This window comes from Marisediminitalea alba (assembly GCF_002993365.1).
GTDB classification, from domain to species: Bacteria; Pseudomonadota; Gammaproteobacteria; order Enterobacterales; family Alteromonadaceae; genus Alteromonas; species Alteromonas alba.
Genome location: NZ_PVNP01000139.1, coordinates 1 through 23,502, shown reverse-complemented (window position 1 = coordinate 23,502; position 23,502 = coordinate 1). Strand labels below are relative to the sequence as shown.

Genomic DNA, 23,502 nt, shown 5'->3' with positions numbered 1-23,502 from the left:
ATCCCCCTGTGTCAGGATAGTTGTCGCCTCAGTTTTTCATAGTATTAGACAGGGTGCGGAAGTTAGGCATGAGTGAGACATTATCCAGAAGAACATAAAAAGGCAGTGGTTAGTAAGTTGATTGAAAGCGGTTTATCATTACGCCAGTTTGCGCAAAGAGAAGGTATTAGCCTGTCTACGTTGTATGGTTGGCGGGACAAGTATACAGAGGCCGATTTCAGTTTGATTAAAAGTAATACGCCAGAGAATTGGACCGCAGAGCAGAAGTTTTCTGCGGTGATAGAGACTGCTGCCATGTCGGAAGTTGAGGTAAGTGAATACTGCCGGAAAAAGGGCCTTTTCCCGGAGCAAATCCAGCAATGGAAACATAGCTGTATCTCCGGTAATCAATCCGAGGCGGATAAGCGTAAACAGCAGGCCCAGGAACGTAAAGCGGATAAGAAACGCATTAAAGAGCTGGAAAGAGAGTTAAAACGCAAAGACGCAGCGTTAGCCGAAACTGCTGCGCTTCTGGTGCTTAGAAAAAAGTTAAATGCCTACTGGGGGGAAGACGAGGACAACTAACCACGTTCTCAGATAGGCAATACTATATTTCACTGATTGATGAAGCCGTTAGTGCGGGGGCCAGAAAGCACAAAGCCTGTGGCATCATCGGCTTATCCCTGCGCACGTTACAACGATGGCGGGACGCGGATGGAATTTGTGCAGATAAGCGCCCGGAGGCGAGCAGGCCGACGCCTGCAAATAAGCTAACTGAGATAGAACAACAAGCCATTTTGGATATCTGCAATGAAGAGCGGTTTGCCAGTCTGCCGCCCAGTCAGATTGTGCCCATGTTGGCCGATGAGGGAGTTTATCTGGGTTCGGAATCCAGCTTTTACCGTATATTGAAAGCCAATAATCAGCTTAGCCACAGAGGCAAAGCAAAACCCAAAGGTACACTGGCAAAACCTGATGGATTTACGGCTACGGGTCCCTGTGAAGTGTGGACCTGGGATATATCGTACTGCCCCTCTACGGTCATTGGTCGGTTCTTTTATCTGTACATGATAATGGATATTTTTAGCCGTAAAGTTGTGGGATGGGAAGTGTATGATTGCGAGTCTGGTGATCATGCCGCTAACCTCTTGGAACGCACGCTATGGTCTGAGAAATGCGTGAATGACGAGATAATCTTACATTCTGATAATGGCAGTCCGATGAAGAGCCTGACCATGCAAGCTAAGATGATTGAAATGGGCGTTATCGGCTCACGTAGCCGTCCCGGTGTCAGTAATGACAACCCTTACTCAGAATCTCTGTTCCGCACAGTCAAATACTGCCATAGATGGCCGAGTGAAGGCTTTAAGTCGCTGGAGGAAGCGCGAGCCTGGGTGCGAGATTTTGTCCGCTGGTATAACACCGAACATCGCCATAGCCGCATAAGATTCGTTACCCCAGAGCAGCGACACAAAGGTGAAGACCAACAGATACTGGCAAAGCGCACTGAGTTATATGCCGAGGCAAAAGTGAGAAATCCAAGTCGTTGGTCTGGTGAAACCAGAAACTGGGATAAGATCGGAAGCGTAGAGCTAAATCCGGAGAATAAAAAAGAAGCAGCTTAACAGCTCAGGCGACAACTACCTTGAAAAACGCCGGGATCGCCGTTTACGAAAACGAAAGTGGACGGTCTTATCGAATAATCGGAAACTCACACAAATGGACGTTATTAAGACGTAAACCAGAAGAGCTACTTCCTCAAAGCGTAGCAGAATACCTGACTAAGAATGTCGAAAAATACTATCCGCTTTTTGCCGACATTTGGATAGGCACTTTGGCTGATAAGGACTACACAGATTTATTCAAAGACGCCGATCCCAAGGAGATACCACGGAAAAATTATCTGGTTGCTCTGCGCTTTTTCAACAATGATAAAAACCCTGAAGATGGTTTATCAGACTGGACCAATGCCTATTATGATATGAAGCCTGAGTGGCTTGTTCATGTAGCGAGTAAACGCACCGAGTTTGCCAGACACCCGGACAGCGCAGAGGCACTTGCAGCCCCGATATTGCTTAAAAAAGCCCGCATAGAGTGGGAAAGTATTGTTAAAAATAATCAATGGAACGCACTGCCTTGGGAAGAAAAGCAAGCCATATATGCCGCCAGAGCGGAATCAACTTTACGTACCTGGGCTGATATAGAATTAGAATCTAACATTAATAATATTCCTTACGGCGGTGATGTATACAAAGCGGCCATGGAGCTTGGCGGGAAATATTTGACTGCATACTGGCATCAATGGAAACGTCTTCCAAAGGTAGAAGATGCCAGTACAATCTGCCACCGATTTGGGAAACAAAGCCGTGAATGTGGTTTAGTCAATGGCTGGGCAAATGGTGTATATGCACAAAGACAGGAGTGGGAAACCCAGGCACAGCAAAAACAGCTTGAAGAAATTAAAGCCCAGCGAAAATTCGAAGCAGCAGTTAACCAAAAACGAGAATGGCGATGCACCAGCACTAACAACGGGGCTAAATTATGCAAGTATTATTGAGGTTTGCTTAATCCTCAACGTTTTTAACTCGCCTCAATAAACTGCTCAAGTTTTGCAACTGCCATTTTGAGCAATCGCTGTCTGGCCTCTTTAGCTGACCAGGCTGAGTGCGGTGTGATAATAAGGTTGGGGAGAGACAGGCTTAGCAACGGATGATCAGCCGGAGGCGGCTCAACACTAAGCGTATCGAGTCCCGCGCCGCCAATTTGCCCGTTCGTCAGCGCATCAGCCAGTGCCAACTCGTCAATCAATCCACCGCGCGCGGTGTTTATAAGCAGCGCGGTAGGCTTCATCAATCGTAGTCGCTCAGCGTTAATTAACTGCTCGGTTTGGGCGCTTAACTGGCAATGTAAACTCACTACGTCCGCTTCCGGGAGTAAATCATCCAGCGCTCTGCGCTCAGCAGAGGTCGTTCCCGGCCTTGCCGCTACCGAGACTTTCATACCAAACGCGCGGGCCAGCTCTGCAAAGCGTTGCCCAAGCGTCCCATAACCAACAATAATCAGATGTTTACCGGCCAGTTCCATTACCGGATTATCCAGCAAACAGAAGAACGGTGAGCGCGACCAGTCTCCCTGTTTAACCTGTTGCATGGTAGGCACAAACGAGGTGGCCAGATTCAGCAACAGCATCATGGCGTGCTGCGCAACCGAATCGGTGCCGTAGCCTTCGACATTGTTAACCGTAATTCCGTGTTGCTGGCAGTATTCGGTATCCACATTATTGGTGCCTGTGGCGAGCACACCCACATAGCGCAGTTTTTCAGCCTGACCTAATGCGTCAGCATTGAGAACGACTTTATTCACCAGCACAATTTCGGCATCGCGAATACGCTCGATAACCTGTTCGGGAGTGGTGGTCGGGTAACGGGTTAGAGTTACGGGTAATGATTCAAATTCGCTGAGGGTGAGATCGGATCCCAGCGAATCACTGTCGAGTACAACCGCCCGCATTATAACGACTCGATAATGCGTTCCAGAGCCGACTTGGTTCGCGCCGGAACAGGCACAACACGGCCGGTCGTGCGGTCGACAAAGACATGCACAAACTGACCATGAGCCACCCGACGCTCATTGGTACCGGCGTAAATAGACACCCCGTAGGTTACCGAGCTACGGCCGATTTTAGCAACCCGAACACCCACATCCACGTCTTCCGGATAGGCAACCTGGGAAATAAACTGACACTGTGAACTCACCACGTGAGCCACTACCGGACTGGTACGAAAATCCATCCCCGCTTCATCACATAAAAAGCGGTTTACCGCGGTATCAAAAAAGCTGTAGAACACCACGTTATTCACATTGCCGTAGATATCATTATCCTGCCAACGGGTTGGCAATGTCACCTGGTAAGGGTAATCGCTGAGGGACGGGGTAATATCCGTCATAATACTCTTTCATCCTTTATTGACTGACTGGCAACGAAGACACAACGTCTGCCGCGAAAAATATAACACTACGCCATTTATGGTTGAGATTAAACCACGTTTACGCCCGGGTCTGCCCTTGTCCGAGTACCACAAACTTTTCGGTGGTAAGCGATTCAGCGCCCATGGGACCATAGGCATGCAATTTACTGGTCGAGATACCAATTTCAGCCCCCAGTCCCAGTTCACCGCCATCAGAAAAACGCGAAGACGCGTTCACCATCACCACGGCAGAATTAATATCCCGGATAAACGCGTTGGCCGTGGTGTAGTTTTGCGTGGCAATGACTTCAGTATGACCGGAGCCGTACTCGGTAATATGAGCAACGGCGTCTTCGTAACTATCTACCACCCGTACGGCAATTTCCATGGCCAGGTATTCAGCCTGCCAGTCGGCATGGGTAGCCGAAATCGCCTCGGCAAAATGGCCAATCGACGAGTCGCAGGCGTGGATCATGGTGTTATGTTGCTTGAGCATGGCTGCCGCCCGGGGCAAAAAGGTATCGGCCACTGCGCGATGGACTAAACAGGTTTCCAGCGCGTTACACACGCCGGTACGTTGGGTTTTACCGTTTTCCAGCAGCCCCAGGGCCTGATCAAGGTCGGCGTCTTTGTCGACATACAAATGGCAAACCCCTTTATAGTGCTGAATCACCGGTATTTGGCTGCGCTCGCTGACGTATTCAATTAAGCCTTCACCACCTCGGGGAATGATCAGGTCGATATACTCTTTTAAGGTCATGAGTTTATTCATGATCTCGCGATTCGGGTCGGGGATCACCGTGACCGCCGCCGTATCGATATCAAATTCGCGCAGCACATGGTGAATACAGGCTGCCAGCGCCAGGTTAGAGTGCAGCGCTTCCTTTCCGCCGCGCAGGATCACCGCATTGCCCGCCTTGAAGCAAAGCGCCGCGGCATCGATGGTAACATTGGGCCGTGATTCATAAATCATCGCAATGACGCCCAGCGGGATGCGCATTTTGCCCACCTGAATACCACTGGCCATGGTTTTAAGCGCTTTGACTTCGCCCACCGGATCGGTTTGATTTGCAATAGAGGCTACCGCATTAGCAATACCCATAACCCGCTCTTCGGTGAGGGTTAACCGGTCAACCATTGCGGCATCAAGGCCGACACTTTTAGCGTGTTCCAAATCCAGCTGGTTAGCGCTTAAAATATTACTAACCTGAGCGATAAGGTGCTGACTGATTGCCATTAACACGGCGCGTTTTTGCTCGCCACTCAAACGAGCAACCTGTCTGGCGGCCACTTTTGCCTCACTGGCGGCTTTGCGAATTGAAAAACTCATACCGACTCCCTTTGCTTAACAGATCAGTTAATTGTAGCAGTGCTGGGGCGCAGTCATTAGCGGTACGCTGCACAATGTCTCAGGGCTTAAATAGCACTAAATCATCCCGATGGACAATCACTTCGCCACTGTCATAGCCCAGGATAGTATTGATCTGTGCGCTCTTAGCGCCTTTGATTTGTCGCAATTCCTGCGCGCCATACAGCGCAATACCTTTAGCAAGCACCTGTTTTCCGCAGTGAATTTCGATCGCGTCGCCAGGACTAAAGTGACCACTTACTTCCACCACACCCGATGGCAGTAATGATGCACCTTTATCAACCAGGGCTTTTTTGGCGCCTTCATCTACCTCAATGCGTCCACGGGTTTTTAACGTGTGTTCGAGCCATAAACGGCGAGCGGTTTTCTGCGACTGCTGCGCTTTAAACAGCGTGCCCGGTAGTTGCCCTTCGTGCAAGGCATCAAAAACCGTTCCATTGCGGCCGTTAACAATCAGTGTCTGAATACCACTGCGGGTGCATTTATCGGCGGCTTCGATTTTGGTTCGCATCCCGCCGGTACCTACTGACGTACCGGCGCCGCCGGCAATGGCATAAATATCCGGGGTAATATTTTCCACTTCGGGAATGAGCGTCGCGTCGGGATTTTTACGCGGGTCTGCGCTGTACAGGCCATCAATGTCGGAACAAATGATCAACGTATCGGCGCCGCCCACCAGTGCGGTGTAGGCCGCCAGATTGTCGTTATCACCCACTTTCAGTTCATTGACTGCCACGGTGTCGTTTTCATTAACGATAGGCAGTGCCTGGTGATTGAGTAATTCACGAATGGTATTTTTGATGTTTACGTAGCGCGTACGGTCGTGCAGATCGTCATAGGTCAGCAGCACCTGGGCACAGGGAAAATCAAAAAAACGCTGCCAGTTAGCCATCATATCAATCTGGCCAATGGCCGCCATGGCCTGCTTTTCAGCGATGGATGCCACGTGATTGACCGGAATTTTAGCTCTTCCGGCGGCAACACTGCCTGAAGACACCAAAATCACTTCTTTTCCCGCCTCACGGCTGGCATTGATAAATCGCGCTATGGGAAGTAAGTACCGGCCACTGCATCGCTGTCCGTCTGGCGCAATCAGAGCGCTTCCTATCTTGATAACAGCGCGTTGCCAGGAAAATGTACTCATCTGGAGAAATCGATAGATAAACGGGGTGTTAAGAATATTACAACGCGCCCACAAAACAAACAAAAAAACCATGAATATCTTGCCCTGTGAAGCTCTGTTTGCGTTCAGTTTTTGGCTATTTACGGTCAATCGCTGGCAAATTTCACCGTATTAGAATTAAACTATGTGCCTTCCAATAAATATAGGTGACGATGCGTTAAGGAATTCCTTCTCGTCAATCTGAGCCATTTTCCATTTAACGACGAAGGAATACCTATGAGTAAGCGTATGCCGAAGTTAGTTTGGTTGATGCCAGTGCTGTCGATTATGTCAGCCACGCCAGCTTTTGCTGATGGTGCAATCAAGCAAACCAAAGGTGATTTTGAGGATAAGTTCCGCCAGCTGGAAGAAGTGTTACCCACGCCAAACGTTTATCGTAACGCGGCGGGTGAACCAGGCCACCAGTACTGGCAACAGCAAGTTGACTACGATATTGATGTAACGCTGGACGAAGAAAAGCGTCGCATTGATGCCAGTGAAGAAATTGTTTATCACAACAATGCGCCGGATACGCTGAAATACCTGTGGATCCAACTGGATCAGAACAAATTCCGTAACGACTCTTTGTCGGCACTGACCACTACCTTTGGTGGTATTGGTAACCGTGGGCCGGCAACTTCTGCCGCTTCAGGCAGCTCACCAGCCAAATTATCCATGGGCGCCATTCGTCGCCAGCAGTTTGTTGAAGATAACGAGCTGGGCTATCAAATTAAGAAAGTCACCGATGGCCGTGGTAAGCCACTGCACTACGTGATTGTTGGTACCCTGATGCGTGTTGATCTGGCCGAGCCATTAAAGCCTGGCAAGAAAACCGAACTGAACATCGACTTTGGCTACAACATTGTTGAAGAAGATGCGGTATCAGCGCGTTCTGGTTACGAGCATTTCCCGGACGACGAACGTGAAGGCGGCAACGATATTTTCCTGCTGGCTCAATGGTTCCCGCGTCTGGCGGCTTACACCGATTACGAAGCCTGGACCAACAAAGAGTTTATCGGTCGCGGTGAGTTTACCCTGGAGTTCGGTGACTACGAAGTCTCGATGACCGTACCAGCTGACCACATTGTATCGTCTACCGGTGTACTGCAAAACCCACGAGACGTGCTGACCAGTGAACAGCGCGAGCGCCTGGAAGAAGCCGAAGATGCTGACCGTCCGATCTTTATCGTTACGCCAGAAGAAGCGTTGGAAAACGAAAAAAAAGGCACCAGCGATACCAAAACCTGGCACTTCAAAGCCGACAACGTACGTGACTTTGCCTGGGCCTCTTCACGTAAGTTTATGTGGGATGCCAAAGGCGTTAAGCAGGGCGGTCCGCAGAAGCACGTTATGGCGATGTCGTTCTGGCCGAAAGAAGGTGGCGATCTGTGGAAGAAATATTCTACTGAGTCCATCGTGCATACGCTGGAAGTGTACAACCGCTTTACCTTTAACTACCCGTACCCAACAGCACAGTCGGTCAATGGTCCGGTGGGCGGCATGGAATACCCCATGATCACTTTTAACGGCCCGCGTACTGAATTACAGGACGATGGCTCGCGCACTTACTCACTGGCTGAGAAGCGCTTCCTGATCGGCGTGGTTATTCACGAAGTGGGTCACACTTACTTCCCAATGATCGTAAACTCTGACGAACGTCAGTGGACCTGGATGGACGAAGGCTTAAACAGCTTCCTCGACGGCGTTGCCGGTCGCGAATGGGATCCGGACATTCCATGGGGTGTTGAGCCGCGCGACGTGACAGGTTACATGAAGTCACAAACTCAGGTACCCATCATGACTCAGTCTGATTCGGTACTGCGTTTAGGTCCGAATGCTTACACCAAGCCAGCGGTTGCCCTGAACATTCTGCGCGAAACTATCCTGGGTCGTGAGCTGTTTGACTTTGCCTTTAAAGAATACGCCCAGCGCTGGATGTTTAAGCGTCCTACGCCATCTGATTTCTTCCGCACCATGGAAGAAGCGTCAGGCGTTGATCTGGACTGGTTCTGGCGTGGCTGGTTCTACACTACTGATCACGTGGATATCTCACTGGACAAAGTGTACAAGCTGCGTCTGGATACTGAAGATCCGGATATCGATTATGCCCGTGAGCGTCAGTTCGAAAAAGACAAGCCAATGTCGCTGACCGTTGAACGTAATAAAGAAGAAGGTCGTAAACTGTGGGTAGAACGCTTCCCTGATATCACCGACTTCTACGACGAAAACGATCAGTACACGGTAACTAACAAAGAGCGTAACAAGTACCAGAGCTGGCTGAAAAAGCTTGAGCCTTGGGAACGTAAAGCCTTTGAACGTGCCATTGAAGAAGACAAAAACTACTACGTGATGGAGTTCTCTAACGTAGGCGGTCTGGTGATGCCAATTATTCTGGAAATGACCTTTGCCGACGGTACCAAGGAAATGATGCGTATTCCGGCTGAAATCTGGCGTCGTACCCCCAAGGCTGTTAGCAAGCTGGTGGTGACCGACAAAGATAAAGAGCTGGTAAGCGTAACTGTTGACCCGCGCTGGGAAACAGCTGATGTGGATGTGGAAAACAATCACTATCCGCGTCAAATCATTCCTTCACGAATCGAAGCGTACAAGTCTAAGCGTACGACAACGGGTGCTCGTCGCGATATCATGCAGGATATCAAAACTGAGCTGAAAACCGACGAAGACGGTGAGAAGAAAGAAGGTGATGACAACTAAACTCAATAGAGTAAAAAGTGTCATGCAAGCAGGGCTTTATGCCCTGCTTATCTTTATGGCCTGTGGTCAGGCTGTGGCACATCAGCAAAAAACCGCCATCACGACGGTGTTATTTAATCCGCGTACTGAGAACATCGAAATCATGCACCGGTTTAACCTGCATGATGCAGAGCACGCCGTTAAAGCGCTGTTCAAGAAAACGGCCGATATTCTGGATGACAAGGAAACGCAAACCCAGTTTGCCCGTTATGTCTCGAATCGCTTTGTGCTATTTAATGCACAAAATGACTCGCTGCCGCTCAACCTGGTGGGTTTTGAGGTAGAAGGTAAGCACTTCTGGGTTTATCAGGAAACTGCCCAGCCACCTGCACTGGAAGGCCTGCAAATTCGCCACGATGCTTTGCGGGATTTATGGCCGGAGCAAGTAAATACTATCAATGTGGAAGGCAATGGCGATTTAAAAACACTGACCTTTACTGACAGTGTTGAATTACTGGAAGTCCACTTTTAATAACTCCAGGTACCGCAATAGCGCTTGCGGTACTGTTTATTCAGACCAAGGTCGCATTTGACCTGACCTGCGTAAATGGTCATGATGCTCAAAACAATGACAGGGCAATCTGAATGACCGACACCAACCAAACCCATACTCCCCAGGCAAAAAAGAAAAACATAATTTTTGTTTTCCTGTCTGGTGCCATGGCACTCACTATTATTGTAATGATGTTCTTACCTGACAGCGGTATGGGCACAGGCTTAATGGCTATTTACGGCAGCATGTTATGGTGTGGTATCTTCGGCGCCTCACTAGCCCGTTATCTGGGCAAAAACGGCTGGTTCGGTTTTGGCTTTGGCAGCGCCGCCGGCATGCTGATCCAGTTTATCTCGCAATTCGTTTAAAGGTGTATGAGCCAGCCCCCGAAAAATAAACCCGTTCCCAGCTCACGCATAGCCAGGCTCTCGCGGATCGGTTCGCTGGCCACCAAAATTGCCGGTAGCGTTATTTCTAACGGCACCACTAAGCTGCTTTCAGGCCAACGGCCGGTCTTATCAGACCTGGTACTCACTCCTAAAAATATTCAGCGCATTACCGACCAGCTGGCATCTTTGCGGGGTGCCGCGATGAAATTGGGCCAGCTCATTTCTATGGACAGCGGCGAGTTGCTACCACCGGAGCTCAGCGCCATTTTAGCCCGCCTGCGGGAAGACGCCGACCCGATGCCTAAAGAGCAATTACAACAAGTGCTCGACGAAGCCTGGGGCACAGGCTGGTTCGACACGCTGCTGTATTTTTCCTATGCGCCCATTGCCGCGGCGTCGATTGGCCAGGTGCACAAAGTGATTACCCTGCAAGGTGAAACGCTGGCGGTCAAAGTGCAGTATCCGGGCATTGGTAACAGCATCGACAGTGACGTAGACAATGTCGCCAGTATAATCCGGCTTTCCGGCCTGCTGCCCGGCTCCTTTGATATAAAACCGCTGCTGGCCGAAGCCAAACTGCAACTGCATGACGAAGCAAATTATGTTCGCGAAGCCGACATGATGAGCCGCTACCAACAGGCAGCAGCAGACTTTGAGAGTTTTGTAGTACCCGAGGTTTATGCCGCACTCAGTACGCCCAATGTACTGGCGATGACACATATTATCAGTAGCCCCATTGAAGCACTCAGTGAACAACCACAAACAGTGCGTAATCACCTGATGACGGAGCTGTTCAGGCTGTTCTTTGATGAAGTATTTGCCTTCCAACTCATTCAGAGCGATCCGAACATGGCAAACTATCGCTACATGCCAGACTCGCAGCAAATTGCCTTGTTAGATTTTGGCGCCTGCCGGGAAATACCAGCGGCTATATCTAACGGCTATTTACAGCTACTGCGCAGTATGGCCGAAGAGGATATGCCTGGTGTGGCCGAAGCCGCTTTGGATATTGGCTTAATGCAAGCGTCTCACACTGAAGAGCAACAGGCCAGCGTGCTGGCCATGGGCCGCTTGGCATGCGAGGCATTATACTGTGACGGGGCTTATGACTTTGGCAACAGCGATCTGTTGGGGCGTTTACAATCTGCAGGCATGGCGCTTAGCTTCGAACAGGACTTCTGGCATGTACCGCCTATAGACGCGGTGTTTATCCATCGCAAACTTGGCGGCCTGTATTTACTGGCTAAACGCCTGAATACGCAGGTAGATTTGCGCAAGGCCGCCGCGAAGTGGCTTTAGTAAGGTAAATCCATACTAAAGGGCAGTGCCATGGAGTGCTTGGCTTTTGGCGGGTTGCCGATCATTTCATCATACGGCGTATCGTGGGTCATAAATGAGTGGCCCACCTCACAATGGGCGAAAAACTCACGAATATGGCCGGCACTGTAAAACCGCATGGGCTGGTCCTTATCACTAAACACCAGACCGGTATTGCCATCAATGGTTAGCTGGACCAGATAGACATTCATTTCGTATGACTGAACTTCCAGGTTCTCGATTTCCAGCGGGCCTTTCTCAATATCGCGACTCATAAACTTGTGCATAAACACTCCGAAATCAGTAATTCGTCATTTTGTACGCACAAAAGTAAAGAAAGGATGAAGTGAACCAATTTACCCCCAAAGCATCTATAAAATCGTACCTGTTAACGGTTTACTCTTGCTGCCAAGTCCTGTATTCAATAAAGGTAGGCGCAGCAAGTGAGTTTTCATAATCGAAAAGATTTGCAAAAGTGCATTGATTTTCAGCGGATTGTCATTAACTCTGATAGTATGGAATTCCGCAGCCAATGATCAAGGTAGACAAATATGAGCGAAAATACTGAGCAACGATCCTGGTTACCTTATGCCATTGTGATTGGCGTAATCGTAGTTGTGTTGCTGGCGGTGCTGATGTGGCCAGCGAGCGAACCAGAGCCGCAACCAGTTGTTGAGCCAGAAACGCCAGCAGTTGCCCAACCTGAACCTATTGAGCCTGAGCCAGCCGATACCTTTGAAGCTACGCCTCCGCCAGAACCGGTAGAAATCGATCCGGATCAGGACGTTGAGCCTATGCCGGAGCCTGCGCCAGAGCCCGAGCCGCTGGACGTTAGCGACACCGCCATTAAAGCAGCTCTTGAAACTATTGCTACATCACCAACGCTTAGCCGCTTGCTGGTTAACGATGGGTTATTACAGCGCTTTGTTGTAACGGCGACTAACCTGGCTGATGATGAAACTGCTCCTAACCACCGTTTGCTCACACCACCGGACCAGGATTTCCGGGTGTATACCCAGGCCGACCGCGAGTGGATTGATTCTGCCAGTTACAAGCGTTACACCCCTTATGTAGACGTACTGGAGTCAATGAGCAACGAAGACCTGATTGCCCTGTACGAAACCTACCAGGACGAGATTCAGACCAAGTATGCTGAAATTGGCGACCCGGATCAGCCTTTCACTGAGGTACTGATTGAAGCCATTGACACGCTGCTAGATACACCAGAAGTGAAAATGCCAGTGGAAGTGTACACCGATTCAGTTATGTACAAATATGCTGACGAGCGTCTGGAAGGGTTATCCGACCCGCAGAAACAACTCCTGCGCACTGGTCCGGATAACATGCGCCGTATAAAAGCGAAGCTACGTGAGCTTAAAGACAGTCTGATGGCTCAGTAAGCCAGCATTGCAAAATGGTATTGAAGAAAGCCACCTGACGGCTGTCTCTTGATCACAAGTCGAGATCAAGAGACATGGCTAGCTCATAGCCTTCAAGGATGGTTTGCAGTTTGAACCATCCTTGCCATATGACTTTCACAGACGCTCTTCCTGTTCTTTTTGTATCTTTCCACCCTCCTAGCTTTGCAAGCTCCGTATAGGCCCATTTCAGTGAGGGGGCTGAGTCAGGTGGTGTCTTACTCACTCGTTTTAACCATAATAACTTCCATGCTTTGGGTGATAGGACTTCTTCACAGCTACTATCGTCCGGTCGGTCTTTTGCGAATTTGAGTTGAAGGATCCTTACGGCAATAAACGCGTTTATTGTGACTAGACGCTCAACGTTCCCTTTACTTTGTAGGCGCGAGGCTTCGATGTTAGTACCGTCACTTTTCCACGCCTTATGATATTCTTCTACTAACCAACGATGCTCGTAATAGCCAATTATTTTTTGTGCTTGCGCTTGAGTTGTGATGGGTTCATTTGTCAGTAAATGCCAGCATAACGCTTCTTTTGAATTACCGTGCTCTACACATCCGACGTAGTATAAAGGAAGTGATTCACCACGCTTATTGTTAGGAACCTTGAGCGTGACTGGTGCAAACACAATATCTAAGGTCACGTTTCGTGCTTTGCGCCCTCCTTTTTGCGGAATATGTATTTGCTTTTGCCCTGCACTTTTTAATTGACTGGCATAGTGATATAGCTTGTTTTCGCCTTCCTCAATGTGCCGACTTTGCATTGATCGAACAATAAAGCGCTGCTTAGTTTTTAGCTTATAAAGTAGATACTCGTAGATATCGGCTTCTCGGTCACAGACTGATATCACATCATCTATCTTTGCTCCCAGCCTTGCTGACATATTGACTGATGCTGACTCCCACTTGTAGCCTTCTTTCTCAGTGTATGGTGTCGATGCATGTTTCGCTCTTTTACCACGAGTTGTTATGTCTCGTGTCCAACGCGACTGTTCAATCAGTCCAACTATTTCTTGTGATTCTGGCGCAAAAAGTAAGACACTATGTGCAAGCATACCGCGGCAACGGTTACCTTGATTCACGTGTCCAAGTTCGTTTCGAATACTTTTGTGGCTGTATGAAATGGTCGTAGTATCTTCTAGGGCAAGTAATGTTTTGTGTCGCTCAGCTTGTCCAGCTGTAACGTTAAATCCAGTTTCAGCGATTGAAGTCGCATCTACACTTTCATTTCTAATGAAGCGATATGCTCCTTCCATATCGGCGGGGGATTCAGTGATATTCACAAGAGGCTTTCCTGGTGTATTGGCAAGTGTTGCAGCTAATTTTACCAGACGAGATGTACGACGAGGATCTCCTAGGTTTGCTTCTCCAAACGTTTTTTCAGCCCACTCTACATTATCAATCATAATCTTTCTCAATGAGTTAAGTGAAAGATCTGATCAGAGTTAGAAAGAAGAGTTCAAAAAAATCCCCACTAATTATTTAGTAGGGATTTGTGTATAAGAGACAGCCTGACGGTGGCTTTTTTATTGGCTGTTATTTATCAGCGCTTAGTCATTCGCTTCCAGTGTAACCTTTACACCGCCGGTCAGTTTCGCCAGCAGGTTATAGATAAACGCCATAATCAGCGTAAATATATAAGTGAAAACAAAATAGAAAAACGGCATTACAAAAGTCATCGCGCCGGTGAACATAAACGGCATGGCATTTTGTTCAGGCATATTCGGTACCATTGAGGTCATCAAAAACGTAAACGGCAGCATAAAAATCAGTGACAGAATGGCAAACACCAGTGCCAGGTGAATAGCCAGTGAATGCGCCGATATTTTCTTTAATCTTTGTTGCATGGCGGGAGTTCCTTTTATTTATTGGTGGTTTCCTGTAGCTCTTCCACGAGCACTGAGACTGGCAGTCAGTGTGCAGGGTATTTTGTAAAAGTGCCAGTCATGACATAAAGTGAAGTGACTTCACAACAACAAGAGCAACGAGTAATGAAGAGTACGATCAAATCCATCCTGCTGGCGGCAGCCCTGTTCCCTGTGAGTTACCTGCAGGCCGCCACGGTGATCCACGCGGGCAACGCCTTTACCGGCACCGACGATAAACTTACCGGCCCGGTATCGCTGATCATTGAGAACGACACCATCCGTGAGATCCGCAAAGGTCATATTAAGGTGGCCAAAGACGACACGCTTATCGATCTTTCTGATTCCGTAGTATTGCCAGGTTTAATGGACATGCATGTTCATCTAAGCTCCCAGCAAAGTGGCACCTCGTCGTACCTGAAGCGGTTTACCCTCAACGAAGCCGATTACGCCCTGGCGGCGGCACATTACGCCAATAAAACCCTGATGGCGGGCTTTACTACCGTGCGCAATTTGGGCGACAGCTATAACGAAACGGTATCACTGCGTAACGCGATTAATCAGGGCATGGCAACCGGCCCGCGTATTTACACTGCGGCCAAATCACTGGCTACCACCGGCGGTCACGCCGATCCCAGCAATGGCATGGCTAAACGAATTCGTCCGGATACCGGCCCGGCAGCGGGCGTTATTAATGGTGTAGCCGAAGCTCGCCAGGCCGTTCGTCAGCGTTATCAGGATGGTGCCGACGCGATTAAAATTACCGCCACAGGTGGCGTGTTAAGCGTAGCCAAAAGCGGCCAGAACCCCCAGTTTATGAACGATGAACTCGATGCGGTGGTCGCTACCGCAAAAGACTACGGTATGACGGTTGCGGTCCACGCCCATGGTAAAGAAGGCATGATCCGAGCAATCAAAGCCGGCGTCACTTCCATTGAGCATGGTACCTATATGGACGAAGAAGTGATGACCCTGATGAAAAAGCACGACACCTATTATGTGCCAACCATTCTGGCCGGTGAGTTCGTGGCCGAAAAGGCTAAGATTGACGGCTACTTCCCGGACATCGTTCGCCCTAAAGCTGCGGCCATCGGCCCCTTGATTCAGGCAACATTCGGCAAGGCTTATAAGAACGGCGTAAACATAGCCTTTGGTACCGACAGCGGCGTTTCAGCCCATGGTGATAATGGCCAGGAATTTGGTTTGATGGTAGAAGCTGGCATGCCCCCTGCAAAAGCTATACAAGCCGCCACGATAAACGCAGCCACCATGCTCGGCATTGACGATAAGCTAGGCACCCTGGAGGCCGGTAAATTCGCGGATATCGTGGCGGTTAAGGGCAATCCGCTACAAGATATTACGACACTGGAAAACGTGCAATTTGTAATGAAAGGCGGAAAAATTTACAAACAATAGGGGCGTTTTCCCTTGGTGAAAGAGAAACTTAAACGTAAGACCAAGGCACTCGTGGACTCTCAGCATATGCTGCGCGGGATCACGATTGCCTCCTTTCTGGAATCCACCATTGTCCCCATCCCACTGGAAGCGGTACTTATTCCGTTAATGCAGGCCAAACGGGAAAAACTCTGGCTGATTGCCTTAATGGCCACCGTTGGCTGTATTATCGGCGCGCTGTTTGGCTATGCCATTGGCTATTTTCTTTTTGATGCCGTGGGCCAGGACCTGATTAGCTGGTTTGGCTCAGAACAACAGTTTGAGCGCGTAACACAAAAAATGGAGGCCCAGGGCTTCTGGTTTGTGCTAACCCTGGGCATTGTGCCGGTGCCATTTCAGATAGCAATGCTTGCCGCTGGCGCCACCAAATACTCTATCTGGCTGTTTTTACTGGCGACGGTTATCGCCCGCTCGCTAAGGTACTTTGGCCTGGCGCTGATAGTTAAAGTATTCGGTAATAAAGCGGAACGCTTTATTCGTCGCTACAAAACCAAAGCCATGATCGGCATTACCGTTGTGGCGGCCGGACTGTGGTTGATACTCAGCTAGGAACAAGCTCAAAAACCACTATTGATAATAATTCTCATTTAGATTAACTTGGTAATGACTCTCATGCATTACTGGATTTTAGGGGATAGTGGTTATGCGCAGCTCATTACTTTGCCCGGTTTATCGAAAATGGTTACAACTGCATCCGGAGCAGGCCCGGTTCGAACGACAAAAGCTTAAACTTGAGGCACTACAACTCCGGCGAGATGGCGAACTATCACGAGCCAGAAAGCTCTACACTCAGGTCTGGGAAATTGCGCAGTCCATATTATTTGCGCTGCGCCGCCCAGACAGCGCATCGCAAATTTACCATCAGGATCTGGTGAGTTTCGTGGCGGCCGCTATGGCGGTAAGTGACTGCAGTAAAGCGCAGCCTGAGTTCAGCAAGGATGTGCTCAATGACACTCAGCAACAGCTCACAGCGCTTATGCCGTTGTATGCATCCGAGCCACAACTACTGTCGACCATCCACCAGTTAAAGGAATGGTTACGTCACGATGATGTTATGCAGTTTTCAACCCATCTGCATTGATCAGGAAGGAGGAGCCAATGAAAACATTTCAGCCACAACCGGAGTTCGTTAATGTGCACTTGAGGGTATCAGTGCTCAAGCAGTTACTGCAGGGTCAGAAGATTCATTTGAGTGATATTCACAGCACGTCACCGGAACACAAGCACTGCCTGCAACAACTGGTGTTACAGGCAGCCTCAGAAGGCTAAAGGCCTTTTTTCAATAAGTAGCGATAGGGAAGTTGTTCGGTATCAGCCGCTACCAGGGTGTGCTGCATAAAACGGCAAAAACTGGGAATGTCTCTGACCGTTGCCGGATCGTCGGCAGTAATGCATAGCGTCTGCCCATCTTCGAGCTTACGCATTTGCAAACGCACCATCATTACCGGCTCAGGGCAACGCAGGCCCAGCGCATCCAGTTGGTGATCGGCGTCCTGCCAGTTAATCGTTGGCTCAGATGCCATAGTTTTCCCGATAGGCTTCGATAGCGGTGATCGCCTCATCGTATCCGCCGGCAGACTTGAGGTAGGTCACCACGTCATTTAATGAAACAATAGACACCACTTTGGTGCTGTAATCACGCTCGACTTCCTGGATTGCCGAAAGCTTACCGGTACCACGCTCCTGACGGTCCAGTGCAATCAGCACACCGGCAAGCGAAGCATTATTGGCTTCTATCAGGGTCATGGATTCACGGATCGCGGTACCGGCAGTAATTACGTCATCCACCAGCATTACTTTGCCTTCCAGCGGGCTGCCCACCAGGTTGCCGCCTTCGCCATGGGCTTTGGCTTCTTTACGGTTAAAGCAATACGGCACATCCATATCATGATGGTCGGCCAGTGCCACCGCGGTAGTGGTAGCAATTGGGATCCCTTTGTAGGCAGGACCAAACAATACATCAAAGTCGATGCCCGCATCGGTTAATGCATCGGCATAATAACGACCCAGCTTGGCCAAATCACCACCGCGATTAAACAATCCCGCGTTAAAGAAATACGGGCTTTTACGGCCAGATTTCAGGGTAAATTCACCAAATTTCAGAACGCCACGGGCAATCGCGAACTCAATAAACGCCTGTTGGAATGCTTTCATGGGATCTCCGAAACTTAATTTAATGCCGCTTTCTGAATATCAAACAATTCGCGTAAACCGTGCTTGGCAATGTCGAGCAGTTCGTGCATTTCGTCAAAAGAGAAGGGTTCGCCTTCAGCCGTGCCCTGCACTTCAATTAATTTACCAGTTTCGGTCATTACCACGTTCATATCGGTTTCAGCAGCAGAGTCTTCGATGTACTCCAGGTCGGCAATAGGAGTGCCCTCGTATATACCTACCGACAGTGCGGCAATCATATGCTTAAGCGGGTTGGCTTTAATAATGCCTTTATTTCGCATGTAGGTAAGCGCATCGATTAGCGCCACGCATGCACCGGTGATAGAGGCTGTGCGGGTACCACCATCGGCCTGAATTACATCGCAATCAAAAGTAATGGTATTTTCACCCAGTAATTTAAGATCCACCGCAGCACGTAAAGAGCGGGCAATCAGACGCTGAATTTCCAGGGTACGTCCACCTTGCTTGCCGCGTGCCGCTTCACGCTGTGAGCGGGTGTGGGTAGAGCGTGGCAACATGCTATACTCAGCCGTTATCCAGCCTTTGCCCTGACCTTTCATAAAACGCGGTACGCCTTCCTCAACCGTGGCATTACACAAGACTTTGGTGTTACCAAATTCCACCAGCACAGAACCTTCTGCATGGCAGGTAAAGTTACGGGTAATAGTAACGGGGCGGATTTGGCTGGCAGTTCGGCCACTTGGGCGCATGGTAATCTCCTGAAATTGGGTACTCGGCTAATTCAACGGCGCTAGTATAGCGTAATTAATGGCATAAGTTGAACGTTGAATCATTCCGGGCTGAGCAATGTTCCATGTGAAACCCGACTGTGGCAACAAAGCAAAGGCATAGGGTTCAGATGCGGACTGTAGTACAATAGGATACAACACAAGCAATATGCCGACGGACAATACAATGATTTACAGCATGACGGCTTTCGCACGCAGCGAAGTAAAGAAAGACTGGGGAACCGCAGTATGGGAAATTCGCTCAGTTAACCAACGCTACCTGGAAACCTATTTTCGTTTACCGGAACAGTTTCGTAGTTTAGAGCCACTGCTTCGCGACCGATTCAGAAAGCGTTTGCAACGAGGCAAAGTAGAGTGCGCCTTACGCTTTACCGCCAACGATGCAGCCGTCACTAAGTTAACCCTAAACGAAGAGCTGGCCAAACAGGTATTGCATGCTGCCGACTGGGTACAGTCGCACGGTCAATCGACCGGCGTAAACCCACTCGATGTATTAAAATGGCCTGGCGTTATCGCTGCCGAAGAGGCCGATACAGACACCATTCAGGCCGACTTACTGGCCGGCCTGGATAAAGCCATGGATGACTTTATTACTGCCCGGGGCGATGAAGGCGAAAACCTCAAATCGCTGATTGAGCAGCGCCTCAATGCCATCGAAGTAGAAGCAAAGAAAGTTGCCGAGCGTATGCCGGAAATCCTTAACTGGCAGCGTGAACGCATTATGACCCGCTTTGAAGAAGCCAAGCTGGAACTGGACGCCGCGCGAATTGAGCAGGAGATGATCCTGTTAGCGCAAAAAGTAGATGTGGCTGAAGAGCTCGATCGCCTCAATTCTCACGTAGGTGAAACCCGCAAGATCCTGAACAAAGGCGGAGCCTGTGGGCGTCGACTGGATTTCATGATGCAGGAATTTAACCGCGAATCGAACACGCTGGGCTCAAAGTCCATTAACACCGAGATCACCCAGTCTGCAGTAGAGCTTAAAGTGCTTATTGAACAAATGCGCGAGCAGATCCAGAATATTGAGTAAGATCCAATACCCTACAAAATAATCCGCTCGGCCCAGTCATACTGGGCTTTTTGCTTTTTAGGCGTATTGAGACGATAGTGTCAAAGATCTTTCGCTTTTTCCTCCGAGGAATAATACGTTGAGATTTGAAACTATGTGTGCGAAGACACAATTAGGCTATTTCACCAGTACTTGCACCAGATGATGAAATCCAATGACCCAATGCAAGTCATAACCCAATTTATATGTCGTGGCGCACCGACCGAACGGATAGTTGAAAGCCACCTGGCGCTAAAATTTTATTTAGAACCGAGACGCGTGGATCAGTATTCCCTTTCTCTATATCACGAAGAGTTTTATCAGACACCTTAATAAATTTCGCGTACTGTGTTTGCGTCATGCCATAAAGTTGAGTTCGAACCTGCTTAACCAGTTCGCCTATGCCAATAACATTGTTAGCAAGATCATTTTCGAGCTGCGCTAGAATATTTTTTCGTTGTTCGCCCGATAAGCTAACCATCATAGACTCCCATCTCTACTAATTTATTTTTAATGTTGCTAAACCCAATCGCCGGAAAATTTAATATCTCGTCTGGGCAATTTAATCTTGTTAACCGCTCAGGCAAGTCGATTAATTTTTCTGCCAGTTGCTGCAAAAATAAAATCATGTCATTCGGCTCACAAAAATCTGCAAGCTGCTCAGCAATGTTTGAAAAATTAACGTGCCCACCTACTTCACAATTTCGGCCCCACTTAAATAAACGAGTTATGCCTTCTTCGTCTGCTTTCATAGGTGCAAAATCATAGATGGGTGCAAAACAAATATCGCCGTCAAATTTTAAAAATGAAATATTGCGGCCATGGTTATCTGAGTTGCCGAAGACAATGTTTAAAAAATCTCTAACAACATATTGCTTAGCAAATTCGTTTTTCGTCATTTGAGTTGCAGAATTTATTCTTCGCCATACGGTCTCCATAACGTAAAAATGATCTTGATAACTGCCGGATTCCGCATCAATGATTGAATAAATACTCTCTAATCCAATACGAGTAGCCACACCATTTTCTAAGTAGACGTCAAAGCGGGGTAGCCATAAACTCACTTGGGCGCTTTGCTTATCTTCTAATATTTTTAGCTTATCGACATCTATCGTTTTTACATTGGTATCTTGAAGGATTTCTGAAAGTGCCTTATAAAATACGCCCTCTGCTTTTAGAATATTATTATCTCGAGCCGTGCGCCTATTTCTAGCGAACTTGGTTAAATATGGAGTGGCGGTCAATGGCTTACCTGCAAAGTCCCCGTCAATGAAAACATTGCCTTCTTCAAGCATCAGTAGCAGTTTCGGTGCGACACCACCAGCTCCTGTTGCCCCTCCAACTGCGGCGCCTTGTTCAGTAGCATACTCTAAGAAATCATATTGCAATGAAATCACGTCATTTATGGGAAAGCGACGGGGGTCGTTATTAGCTTCTGTCGGCACTGATTCTTTAATTCGTAAATTGCCAACGGGCGCCATACAAGCATGATTCAGCAGCGCGTAATTTTGCTGAAACTCGTCTGAGCGACTGACATTAAGATACTTGAGCCACCAATCTCGAGATTTTCCCACTGGCAAAATATCATCTAATAAAGCTGGCCAATTAGGGTAGTCTTTAGGAACAACACTAATGGGCGCATTCACTGAGCATGCCCAACAATCTTTAACCTCATAACTAGCGACCTTAGCAATATACTCATGCGCATAGTAAAGCGAACAACTTGCACTGAGCCGCTCATCAGAGAAACTCAAAGTCGCTGCATCCCACCATTGACCTTGATTAAATAATTGTAGTGTGACTGTTGGCATCATCCATCCAGTAGTTTATTACCGTTTAACTATTAATATTAGCAGCATTTCGGTAGAAATCTACCGTTTAATTGTAGAACAGCAATTATTTACGGTAGTAGTCTACCGATTATTGTGCAGTAGACAGCCTAGCTCGGTACTTTACTACCGTTGTTCACTTCCCTTTAATGGGACAGTTCTAAATTAGCGTTTTCCAGTTTTACCCGGTAAGCTGCCGGAGGCAGGTTACCCAGACTTTCATGTGTTCTTTCTTCGTTATAATCCAGTCGCCAGAACCAGGCCATTTCTCTTACCTGATTGAGATTTTCAAACAAGTAGGCATCCAGAAACTCTCTGCGGAATGAACCGTTAAAGCGTTCAACAAAGCCATTTTGCTGTGGCTTACCTGGCTGGATATATATCAGTTCAACATTATAGTTCTCACACCAGTCTGTCAGCGTCGCCGAGATTAGCACCGGGCAGTTATCCATACGCAGCTGAATCGGTAGTCCACGCTCTGCTTTAAGATGACATTGCTGAAATGTCACGATTTTATTGGGTTACAGGGTAGCGGGTTCCATAATTCCTTGTTGAGATCCCGAATATTGAATGACAGTTATCTTCTTTCGATAGTTTCATCCCGGCGCTTAATTTAGCGGCTTTTTATTATTACTCCATAATTAAATCACCGTTATCAGTGAATATAATAACTTACAGATACCAACACTTAAGTAATCTCAACCCCATGGCTAAGAAAGTAACCAAGACCAGACGGTCGTTCCCGACAGACGATTCAGTGATGAAAATACTGTATCTGGCGCTTCACCAGATATCGAAGAAGTGGACAATGCCAATAAGAGATTGGAAAGCGGCCATGAGCCAGTTTATGATTATGTACAGTGACCGCGTATCACTATGATAAACAGCCACTTACACAGAAGATCTTACAGTCTCGAATTGTACCTTAGCTGCAGTTTTTTCTGTTCTCAATGGGCTGGGTATCACCCTGACATCGACAGCGCTAACGCCGACAGCAGACTCCTCATCAGAAAAGGAATGGGTTTAACCAATGGCGAACACCAATGCATAGCAACTAACTGTTAGTTACGATGATAATGTTATCGGCACATTGGCTCTGGTCGGCTTCCCCAACTTTCATCTTTAAGTCGCTGTATCCACGCTTTAGACATTTGTTCGCTTATTTTTTTATTCCATATCTGCCGGTGCTTTGTGTCGTACTTTGCCAGGCATTTGTACTAGGGAAACTGCGAATAAGTCCTGCAATTTAGTTCTTGAACCAGCCTTTGCACTTACCGTCTAATTTTTGAACGCTAAAATTTCAATTTCGGCAAATATACTGCCGTTTTAGGCCTGATTTCGGCCTTATTCCGGGTTATTCCCGGATTTCAGATAGATCTTGGCTGTCGCCTTAACATCTGGTCTACTTTAAACAGGTTCGCTAAGGTGAATAACATGGCTAACTGTGAGTCATTTTTCATCAGCCCTTTATAACGTGCTTTGATAAAGCCAAACTGACATTTGATGATCCGAAACGGATGCTCCACTTTTGCTCTG

General features: G+C 48.2%; 25 protein-coding genes and 2 pseudogenes. 13 read left to right on the top strand and 14 right to left on the bottom strand.

Features of this window, described 5'->3' with window-relative positions; all coding sequences use genetic code 11:
* Positions 1-72: 72 nt before the first annotated feature.
* A protein-coding gene (locus tag C6Y40_RS12765) for an IS3 family transposase (protein WP_420836937.1) occupies positions 73-1,604 on the top strand; the annotation gives its coding sequence in 2 pieces (ribosomal slippage) (positions 73-535 and positions 535-1,604; 1,533 coding nt in all).
* 20 nt (positions 1,605-1,624) lie between these two features.
* Positions 1,625-2,536, top strand: a complete 912-nt coding sequence (locus tag C6Y40_RS12760; RefSeq protein ID WP_105934903.1) for a hypothetical protein — start codon at positions 1,625-1,627, stop codon at positions 2,534-2,536.
* 23 nt (positions 2,537-2,559) lie between these two features.
* Here the strand turns inward: C6Y40_RS12760 and C6Y40_RS12755 are convergent, their stop codons facing one another.
* The 4 genes from C6Y40_RS12755 to proB all read right to left on the bottom strand — a co-directional run bounded on the left by C6Y40_RS12755 (position 2,560) and on the right by proB (position 6,460).
* Positions 2,560-3,489 (bottom strand): D-2-hydroxyacid dehydrogenase, encoded by a 930-nt coding sequence (locus C6Y40_RS12755; protein WP_105934902.1) that lies wholly within the window; start codon positions 3,487-3,489, stop codon positions 2,560-2,562.
* A complete protein-coding gene (locus C6Y40_RS12750; RefSeq protein ID WP_105934901.1) occupies positions 3,489-3,926 on the bottom strand; it encodes an acyl-CoA thioesterase in 438 nt (145 codons plus the stop codon). Before C6Y40_RS12750 ends, C6Y40_RS12755 begins: the two co-directional genes overlap by 1 nt.
* Before the next feature lie 100 nt (positions 3,927-4,026).
* Positions 4,027-5,277, bottom strand: a complete 1,251-nt coding sequence (locus C6Y40_RS12745; protein ID WP_105934900.1) for a glutamate-5-semialdehyde dehydrogenase — start codon at positions 5,275-5,277, stop codon at positions 4,027-4,029.
* A 79-nt stretch (positions 5,278-5,356) separates the two neighbouring features.
* Positions 5,357-6,460 (bottom strand): glutamate 5-kinase, encoded by a 1,104-nt coding sequence (proB, locus tag C6Y40_RS12740; protein WP_105934907.1) that lies wholly within the window; start codon positions 6,458-6,460, stop codon positions 5,357-5,359.
* A 288-nt stretch (positions 6,461-6,748) separates the two neighbouring features.
* Here proB and C6Y40_RS12735 point away from each other — a divergent pair, with 288 nt between their 5' ends.
* From C6Y40_RS12735 to C6Y40_RS12720, 4 genes are all read left to right on the top strand, one after another.
* On the top strand, positions 6,749-9,193 hold the full coding sequence (locus C6Y40_RS12735) for a M1 family metallopeptidase (RefSeq protein WP_420836938.1): 2,445 nt from the start codon (positions 6,749-6,751) through the stop codon (positions 9,191-9,193).
* 22 nt (positions 9,194-9,215) lie between these two features.
* Positions 9,216-9,704 carry a DUF6702 family protein gene (locus tag C6Y40_RS12730; protein WP_164464743.1) on the top strand — a complete coding sequence of 163 codons (489 nt, stop codon included), beginning with the start codon at positions 9,216-9,218 and terminating at the stop codon, positions 9,702-9,704.
* A 113-nt stretch (positions 9,705-9,817) separates the two neighbouring features.
* A complete protein-coding gene (locus C6Y40_RS12725; protein WP_105934898.1) occupies positions 9,818-10,093 on the top strand; it encodes a hypothetical protein in 276 nt (91 codons plus the stop codon).
* Between the two features lie 6 nt (positions 10,094-10,099).
* Positions 10,100-11,413, top strand: coding sequence for an ABC1 kinase family protein (locus C6Y40_RS12720; protein WP_105934897.1), 1,314 nt, complete (start codon positions 10,100-10,102; stop codon positions 11,411-11,413).
* On the opposite strand, the gene C6Y40_RS12715 is transcribed toward C6Y40_RS12720, so the two are convergent.
* Complete coding sequence (locus C6Y40_RS12715) at positions 11,410-11,718, bottom strand: DUF6482 family protein (RefSeq protein ID WP_105934896.1); 309 nt, start codon at positions 11,716-11,718, stop codon at positions 11,410-11,412. The genes C6Y40_RS12720 and C6Y40_RS12715 overlap by 4 nt on opposite strands.
* Positions 11,719-11,982: 264 nt before the next feature.
* On the opposite strand from C6Y40_RS12715, the gene C6Y40_RS12710 reads away from it, so the two are divergent.
* Positions 11,983-12,831, top strand: coding sequence for a DUF3014 domain-containing protein (locus C6Y40_RS12710; RefSeq protein WP_105934895.1), 849 nt, complete (start codon positions 11,983-11,985; stop codon positions 12,829-12,831).
* 52 nt (positions 12,832-12,883) lie between these two features.
* Here C6Y40_RS12710 and C6Y40_RS12705 read toward each other — a convergent pair whose 3' ends face one another.
* Positions 12,884-14,254, bottom strand: coding sequence for an IS4 family transposase (locus C6Y40_RS12705; protein ID WP_105934894.1), 1,371 nt, complete (start codon positions 14,252-14,254; stop codon positions 12,884-12,886).
* 144 nt (positions 14,255-14,398) lie between these two features.
* Entirely contained in the window at positions 14,399-14,695 is a 297-nt protein-coding gene (locus C6Y40_RS12700) for a DUF3566 domain-containing protein (RefSeq protein WP_105934893.1), read from the bottom strand.
* Between the two features lie 144 nt (positions 14,696-14,839).
* Here C6Y40_RS12700 and C6Y40_RS12695 point away from each other — a divergent pair, with 144 nt between their 5' ends.
* The 4 genes from C6Y40_RS12695 (at position 14,840) to C6Y40_RS24760 (ending at position 17,437) form a co-directional block, all read left to right on the top strand.
* Positions 14,840-16,129 (top strand): metal-dependent hydrolase family protein, encoded by a 1,290-nt coding sequence (locus tag C6Y40_RS12695; RefSeq protein WP_105934892.1) that lies wholly within the window; start codon positions 14,840-14,842, stop codon positions 16,127-16,129.
* Positions 16,130-16,195: 66 nt separating this feature from the next.
* A complete protein-coding gene (locus tag C6Y40_RS12690) occupies positions 16,196-16,717 on the top strand; it encodes a YqaA family protein (RefSeq protein ID WP_105934905.1) in 522 nt (173 codons plus the stop codon).
* Positions 16,718-16,811: 94 nt separating this feature from the next.
* The gene (locus C6Y40_RS12685) at positions 16,812-17,249 is read left to right on the top strand and encodes a hypothetical protein (RefSeq protein WP_105934891.1); all 438 of its coding nucleotides are present in this window, start codon (positions 16,812-16,814) and stop codon (positions 17,247-17,249) included.
* A gap of 17 nt (positions 17,250-17,266) precedes the next feature.
* On the top strand, positions 17,267-17,437 hold the full coding sequence (locus C6Y40_RS24760; protein WP_170308475.1) for a hypothetical protein: 171 nt from the start codon (positions 17,267-17,269) through the stop codon (positions 17,435-17,437).
* Here C6Y40_RS24760 and tusA read toward each other — a convergent pair.
* The 3 genes from tusA to rph are packed head-to-tail and all read right to left on the bottom strand — an operon-like array spanning position 17,434 to position 19,050.
* Positions 17,434-17,691, bottom strand: a complete 258-nt coding sequence (gene tusA, locus C6Y40_RS12680; protein ID WP_420836936.1) for a sulfurtransferase TusA — start codon at positions 17,689-17,691, stop codon at positions 17,434-17,436. The two genes, C6Y40_RS24760 and tusA, sit on opposite strands and share 4 nt — an antisense overlap.
* Positions 17,681-18,322 carry an orotate phosphoribosyltransferase gene (gene pyrE / locus C6Y40_RS12675; protein WP_105934890.1) on the bottom strand — a complete coding sequence of 214 codons (642 nt, stop codon included), beginning with the start codon at positions 18,320-18,322 and terminating at the stop codon, positions 17,681-17,683. The genes tusA and pyrE overlap by 11 nt, the downstream gene beginning before the upstream one ends.
* A gap of 14 nt (positions 18,323-18,336) precedes the next feature.
* A complete protein-coding gene (gene rph, locus C6Y40_RS12670) occupies positions 18,337-19,050 on the bottom strand; it encodes a ribonuclease PH (protein ID WP_105934889.1) in 714 nt (237 codons plus the stop codon).
* 205 nt (positions 19,051-19,255) lie between these two features.
* Here rph and C6Y40_RS12665 point away from each other — a divergent pair, with 205 nt between their 5' ends.
* Positions 19,256-20,119: a YicC/YloC family endoribonuclease gene (locus C6Y40_RS12665; protein WP_105934888.1), complete on the top strand. Its 864-nt coding sequence runs from the start codon at positions 19,256-19,258 to the stop codon at positions 20,117-20,119.
* Between the two features lie 220 nt (positions 20,120-20,339).
* Here C6Y40_RS12665 and C6Y40_RS12660 read toward each other — a convergent pair whose 3' ends face one another.
* From C6Y40_RS12660 to C6Y40_RS12650, 3 genes and pseudogenes are all read right to left on the bottom strand, one after another.
* A complete protein-coding gene (locus C6Y40_RS12660; protein ID WP_240621949.1) occupies positions 20,340-20,621 on the bottom strand; it encodes a helix-turn-helix transcriptional regulator in 282 nt (93 codons plus the stop codon).
* Positions 20,611-21,951 carry a HipA domain-containing protein gene (locus C6Y40_RS12655; protein WP_240621947.1) on the bottom strand — a complete coding sequence of 447 codons (1,341 nt, stop codon included), beginning with the start codon at positions 21,949-21,951 and terminating at the stop codon, positions 20,611-20,613. The genes C6Y40_RS12660 and C6Y40_RS12655 overlap by 11 nt, the downstream gene beginning before the upstream one ends.
* A 161-nt stretch (positions 21,952-22,112) precedes the next feature.
* A pseudogene (locus C6Y40_RS12650) lies at positions 22,113-22,454 on the bottom strand (transposase); the annotation flags it as partial.
* A gap of 227 nt (positions 22,455-22,681) precedes the next feature.
* Here C6Y40_RS12650 and C6Y40_RS12645 point away from each other — a divergent pair.
* A pseudogene (locus tag C6Y40_RS12645) lies at positions 22,682-22,846 on the top strand (IS256 family transposase); the annotation flags it as partial.
* Between the two features lie 487 nt (positions 22,847-23,333).
* Here the strand turns inward: C6Y40_RS12645 and C6Y40_RS12635 are convergent.
* Positions 23,334-23,502, bottom strand: a 169-nt coding sequence (locus tag C6Y40_RS12635) for a transposase (RefSeq protein WP_146129565.1), incomplete at its 5' end; no start/stop codon positions are given.

Coding starts and splice junctions, on each gene's coding strand:
- C6Y40_RS12755 (WP_105934902.1), bottom strand. CDS start 3,489: ATGCGGGCGGTTGTACTCGACAGTGATTCGCTGGGATCCGATCTCACC.
- C6Y40_RS12750 (WP_105934901.1), bottom strand. CDS start 3,926: ATGACGGATATTACCCCGTCCCTCAGCGATTACCCTTACCAGGTGACA.
- C6Y40_RS12745 (WP_105934900.1), bottom strand. CDS start 5,277: ATGAGTTTTTCAATTCGCAAAGCCGCCAGTGAGGCAAAAGTGGCCGCC.
- proB (WP_105934907.1), bottom strand. CDS start 6,460: ATGAGTACATTTTCCTGGCAACGCGCTGTTATCAAGATAGGAAGCGCT.
- C6Y40_RS12735 (WP_420836938.1), top strand. CDS start 6,749: ATGCCAGTGCTGTCGATTATGTCAGCCACGCCAGCTTTTGCTGATGGT.
- C6Y40_RS12730 (WP_164464743.1), top strand. CDS start 9,216: ATGCAAGCAGGGCTTTATGCCCTGCTTATCTTTATGGCCTGTGGTCAG.
- C6Y40_RS12725 (WP_105934898.1), top strand. CDS start 9,818: ATGACCGACACCAACCAAACCCATACTCCCCAGGCAAAAAAGAAAAAC.
- C6Y40_RS12720 (WP_105934897.1), top strand. CDS start 10,100: ATGAGCCAGCCCCCGAAAAATAAACCCGTTCCCAGCTCACGCATAGCC.
- C6Y40_RS12715 (WP_105934896.1), bottom strand. CDS start 11,718: ATGCACAAGTTTATGAGTCGCGATATTGAGAAAGGCCCGCTGGAAATC.
- C6Y40_RS12710 (WP_105934895.1), top strand. CDS start 11,983: ATGAGCGAAAATACTGAGCAACGATCCTGGTTACCTTATGCCATTGTG.
- C6Y40_RS12705 (WP_105934894.1), bottom strand. CDS start 14,254: ATGATTGATAATGTAGAGTGGGCTGAAAAAACGTTTGGAGAAGCAAAC.
- C6Y40_RS12700 (WP_105934893.1), bottom strand. CDS start 14,695: ATGCAACAAAGATTAAAGAAAATATCGGCGCATTCACTGGCTATTCAC.
- C6Y40_RS12695 (WP_105934892.1), top strand. CDS start 14,840: ATGAAGAGTACGATCAAATCCATCCTGCTGGCGGCAGCCCTGTTCCCT.
- C6Y40_RS12690 (WP_105934905.1), top strand. CDS start 16,196: ATGCTGCGCGGGATCACGATTGCCTCCTTTCTGGAATCCACCATTGTC.
- C6Y40_RS12685 (WP_105934891.1), top strand. CDS start 16,812: ATGCGCAGCTCATTACTTTGCCCGGTTTATCGAAAATGGTTACAACTG.
- C6Y40_RS24760 (WP_170308475.1), top strand. CDS start 17,267: ATGAAAACATTTCAGCCACAACCGGAGTTCGTTAATGTGCACTTGAGG.
- tusA (WP_420836936.1), bottom strand. CDS start 17,691: ATGGCATCTGAGCCAACGATTAACTGGCAGGACGCCGATCACCAACTG.
- pyrE (WP_105934890.1), bottom strand. CDS start 18,322: ATGAAAGCATTCCAACAGGCGTTTATTGAGTTCGCGATTGCCCGTGGC.
- rph (WP_105934889.1), bottom strand. CDS start 19,050: ATGCGCCCAAGTGGCCGAACTGCCAGCCAAATCCGCCCCGTTACTATT.
- C6Y40_RS12665 (WP_105934888.1), top strand. CDS start 19,256: ATGATTTACAGCATGACGGCTTTCGCACGCAGCGAAGTAAAGAAAGAC.
- C6Y40_RS12660 (WP_240621949.1), bottom strand. CDS start 20,621: ATGATGGTTAGCTTATCGGGCGAACAACGAAAAAATATTCTAGCGCAG.
- C6Y40_RS12655 (WP_240621947.1), bottom strand. CDS start 21,951: ATGATGCCAACAGTCACACTACAATTATTTAATCAAGGTCAATGGTGG.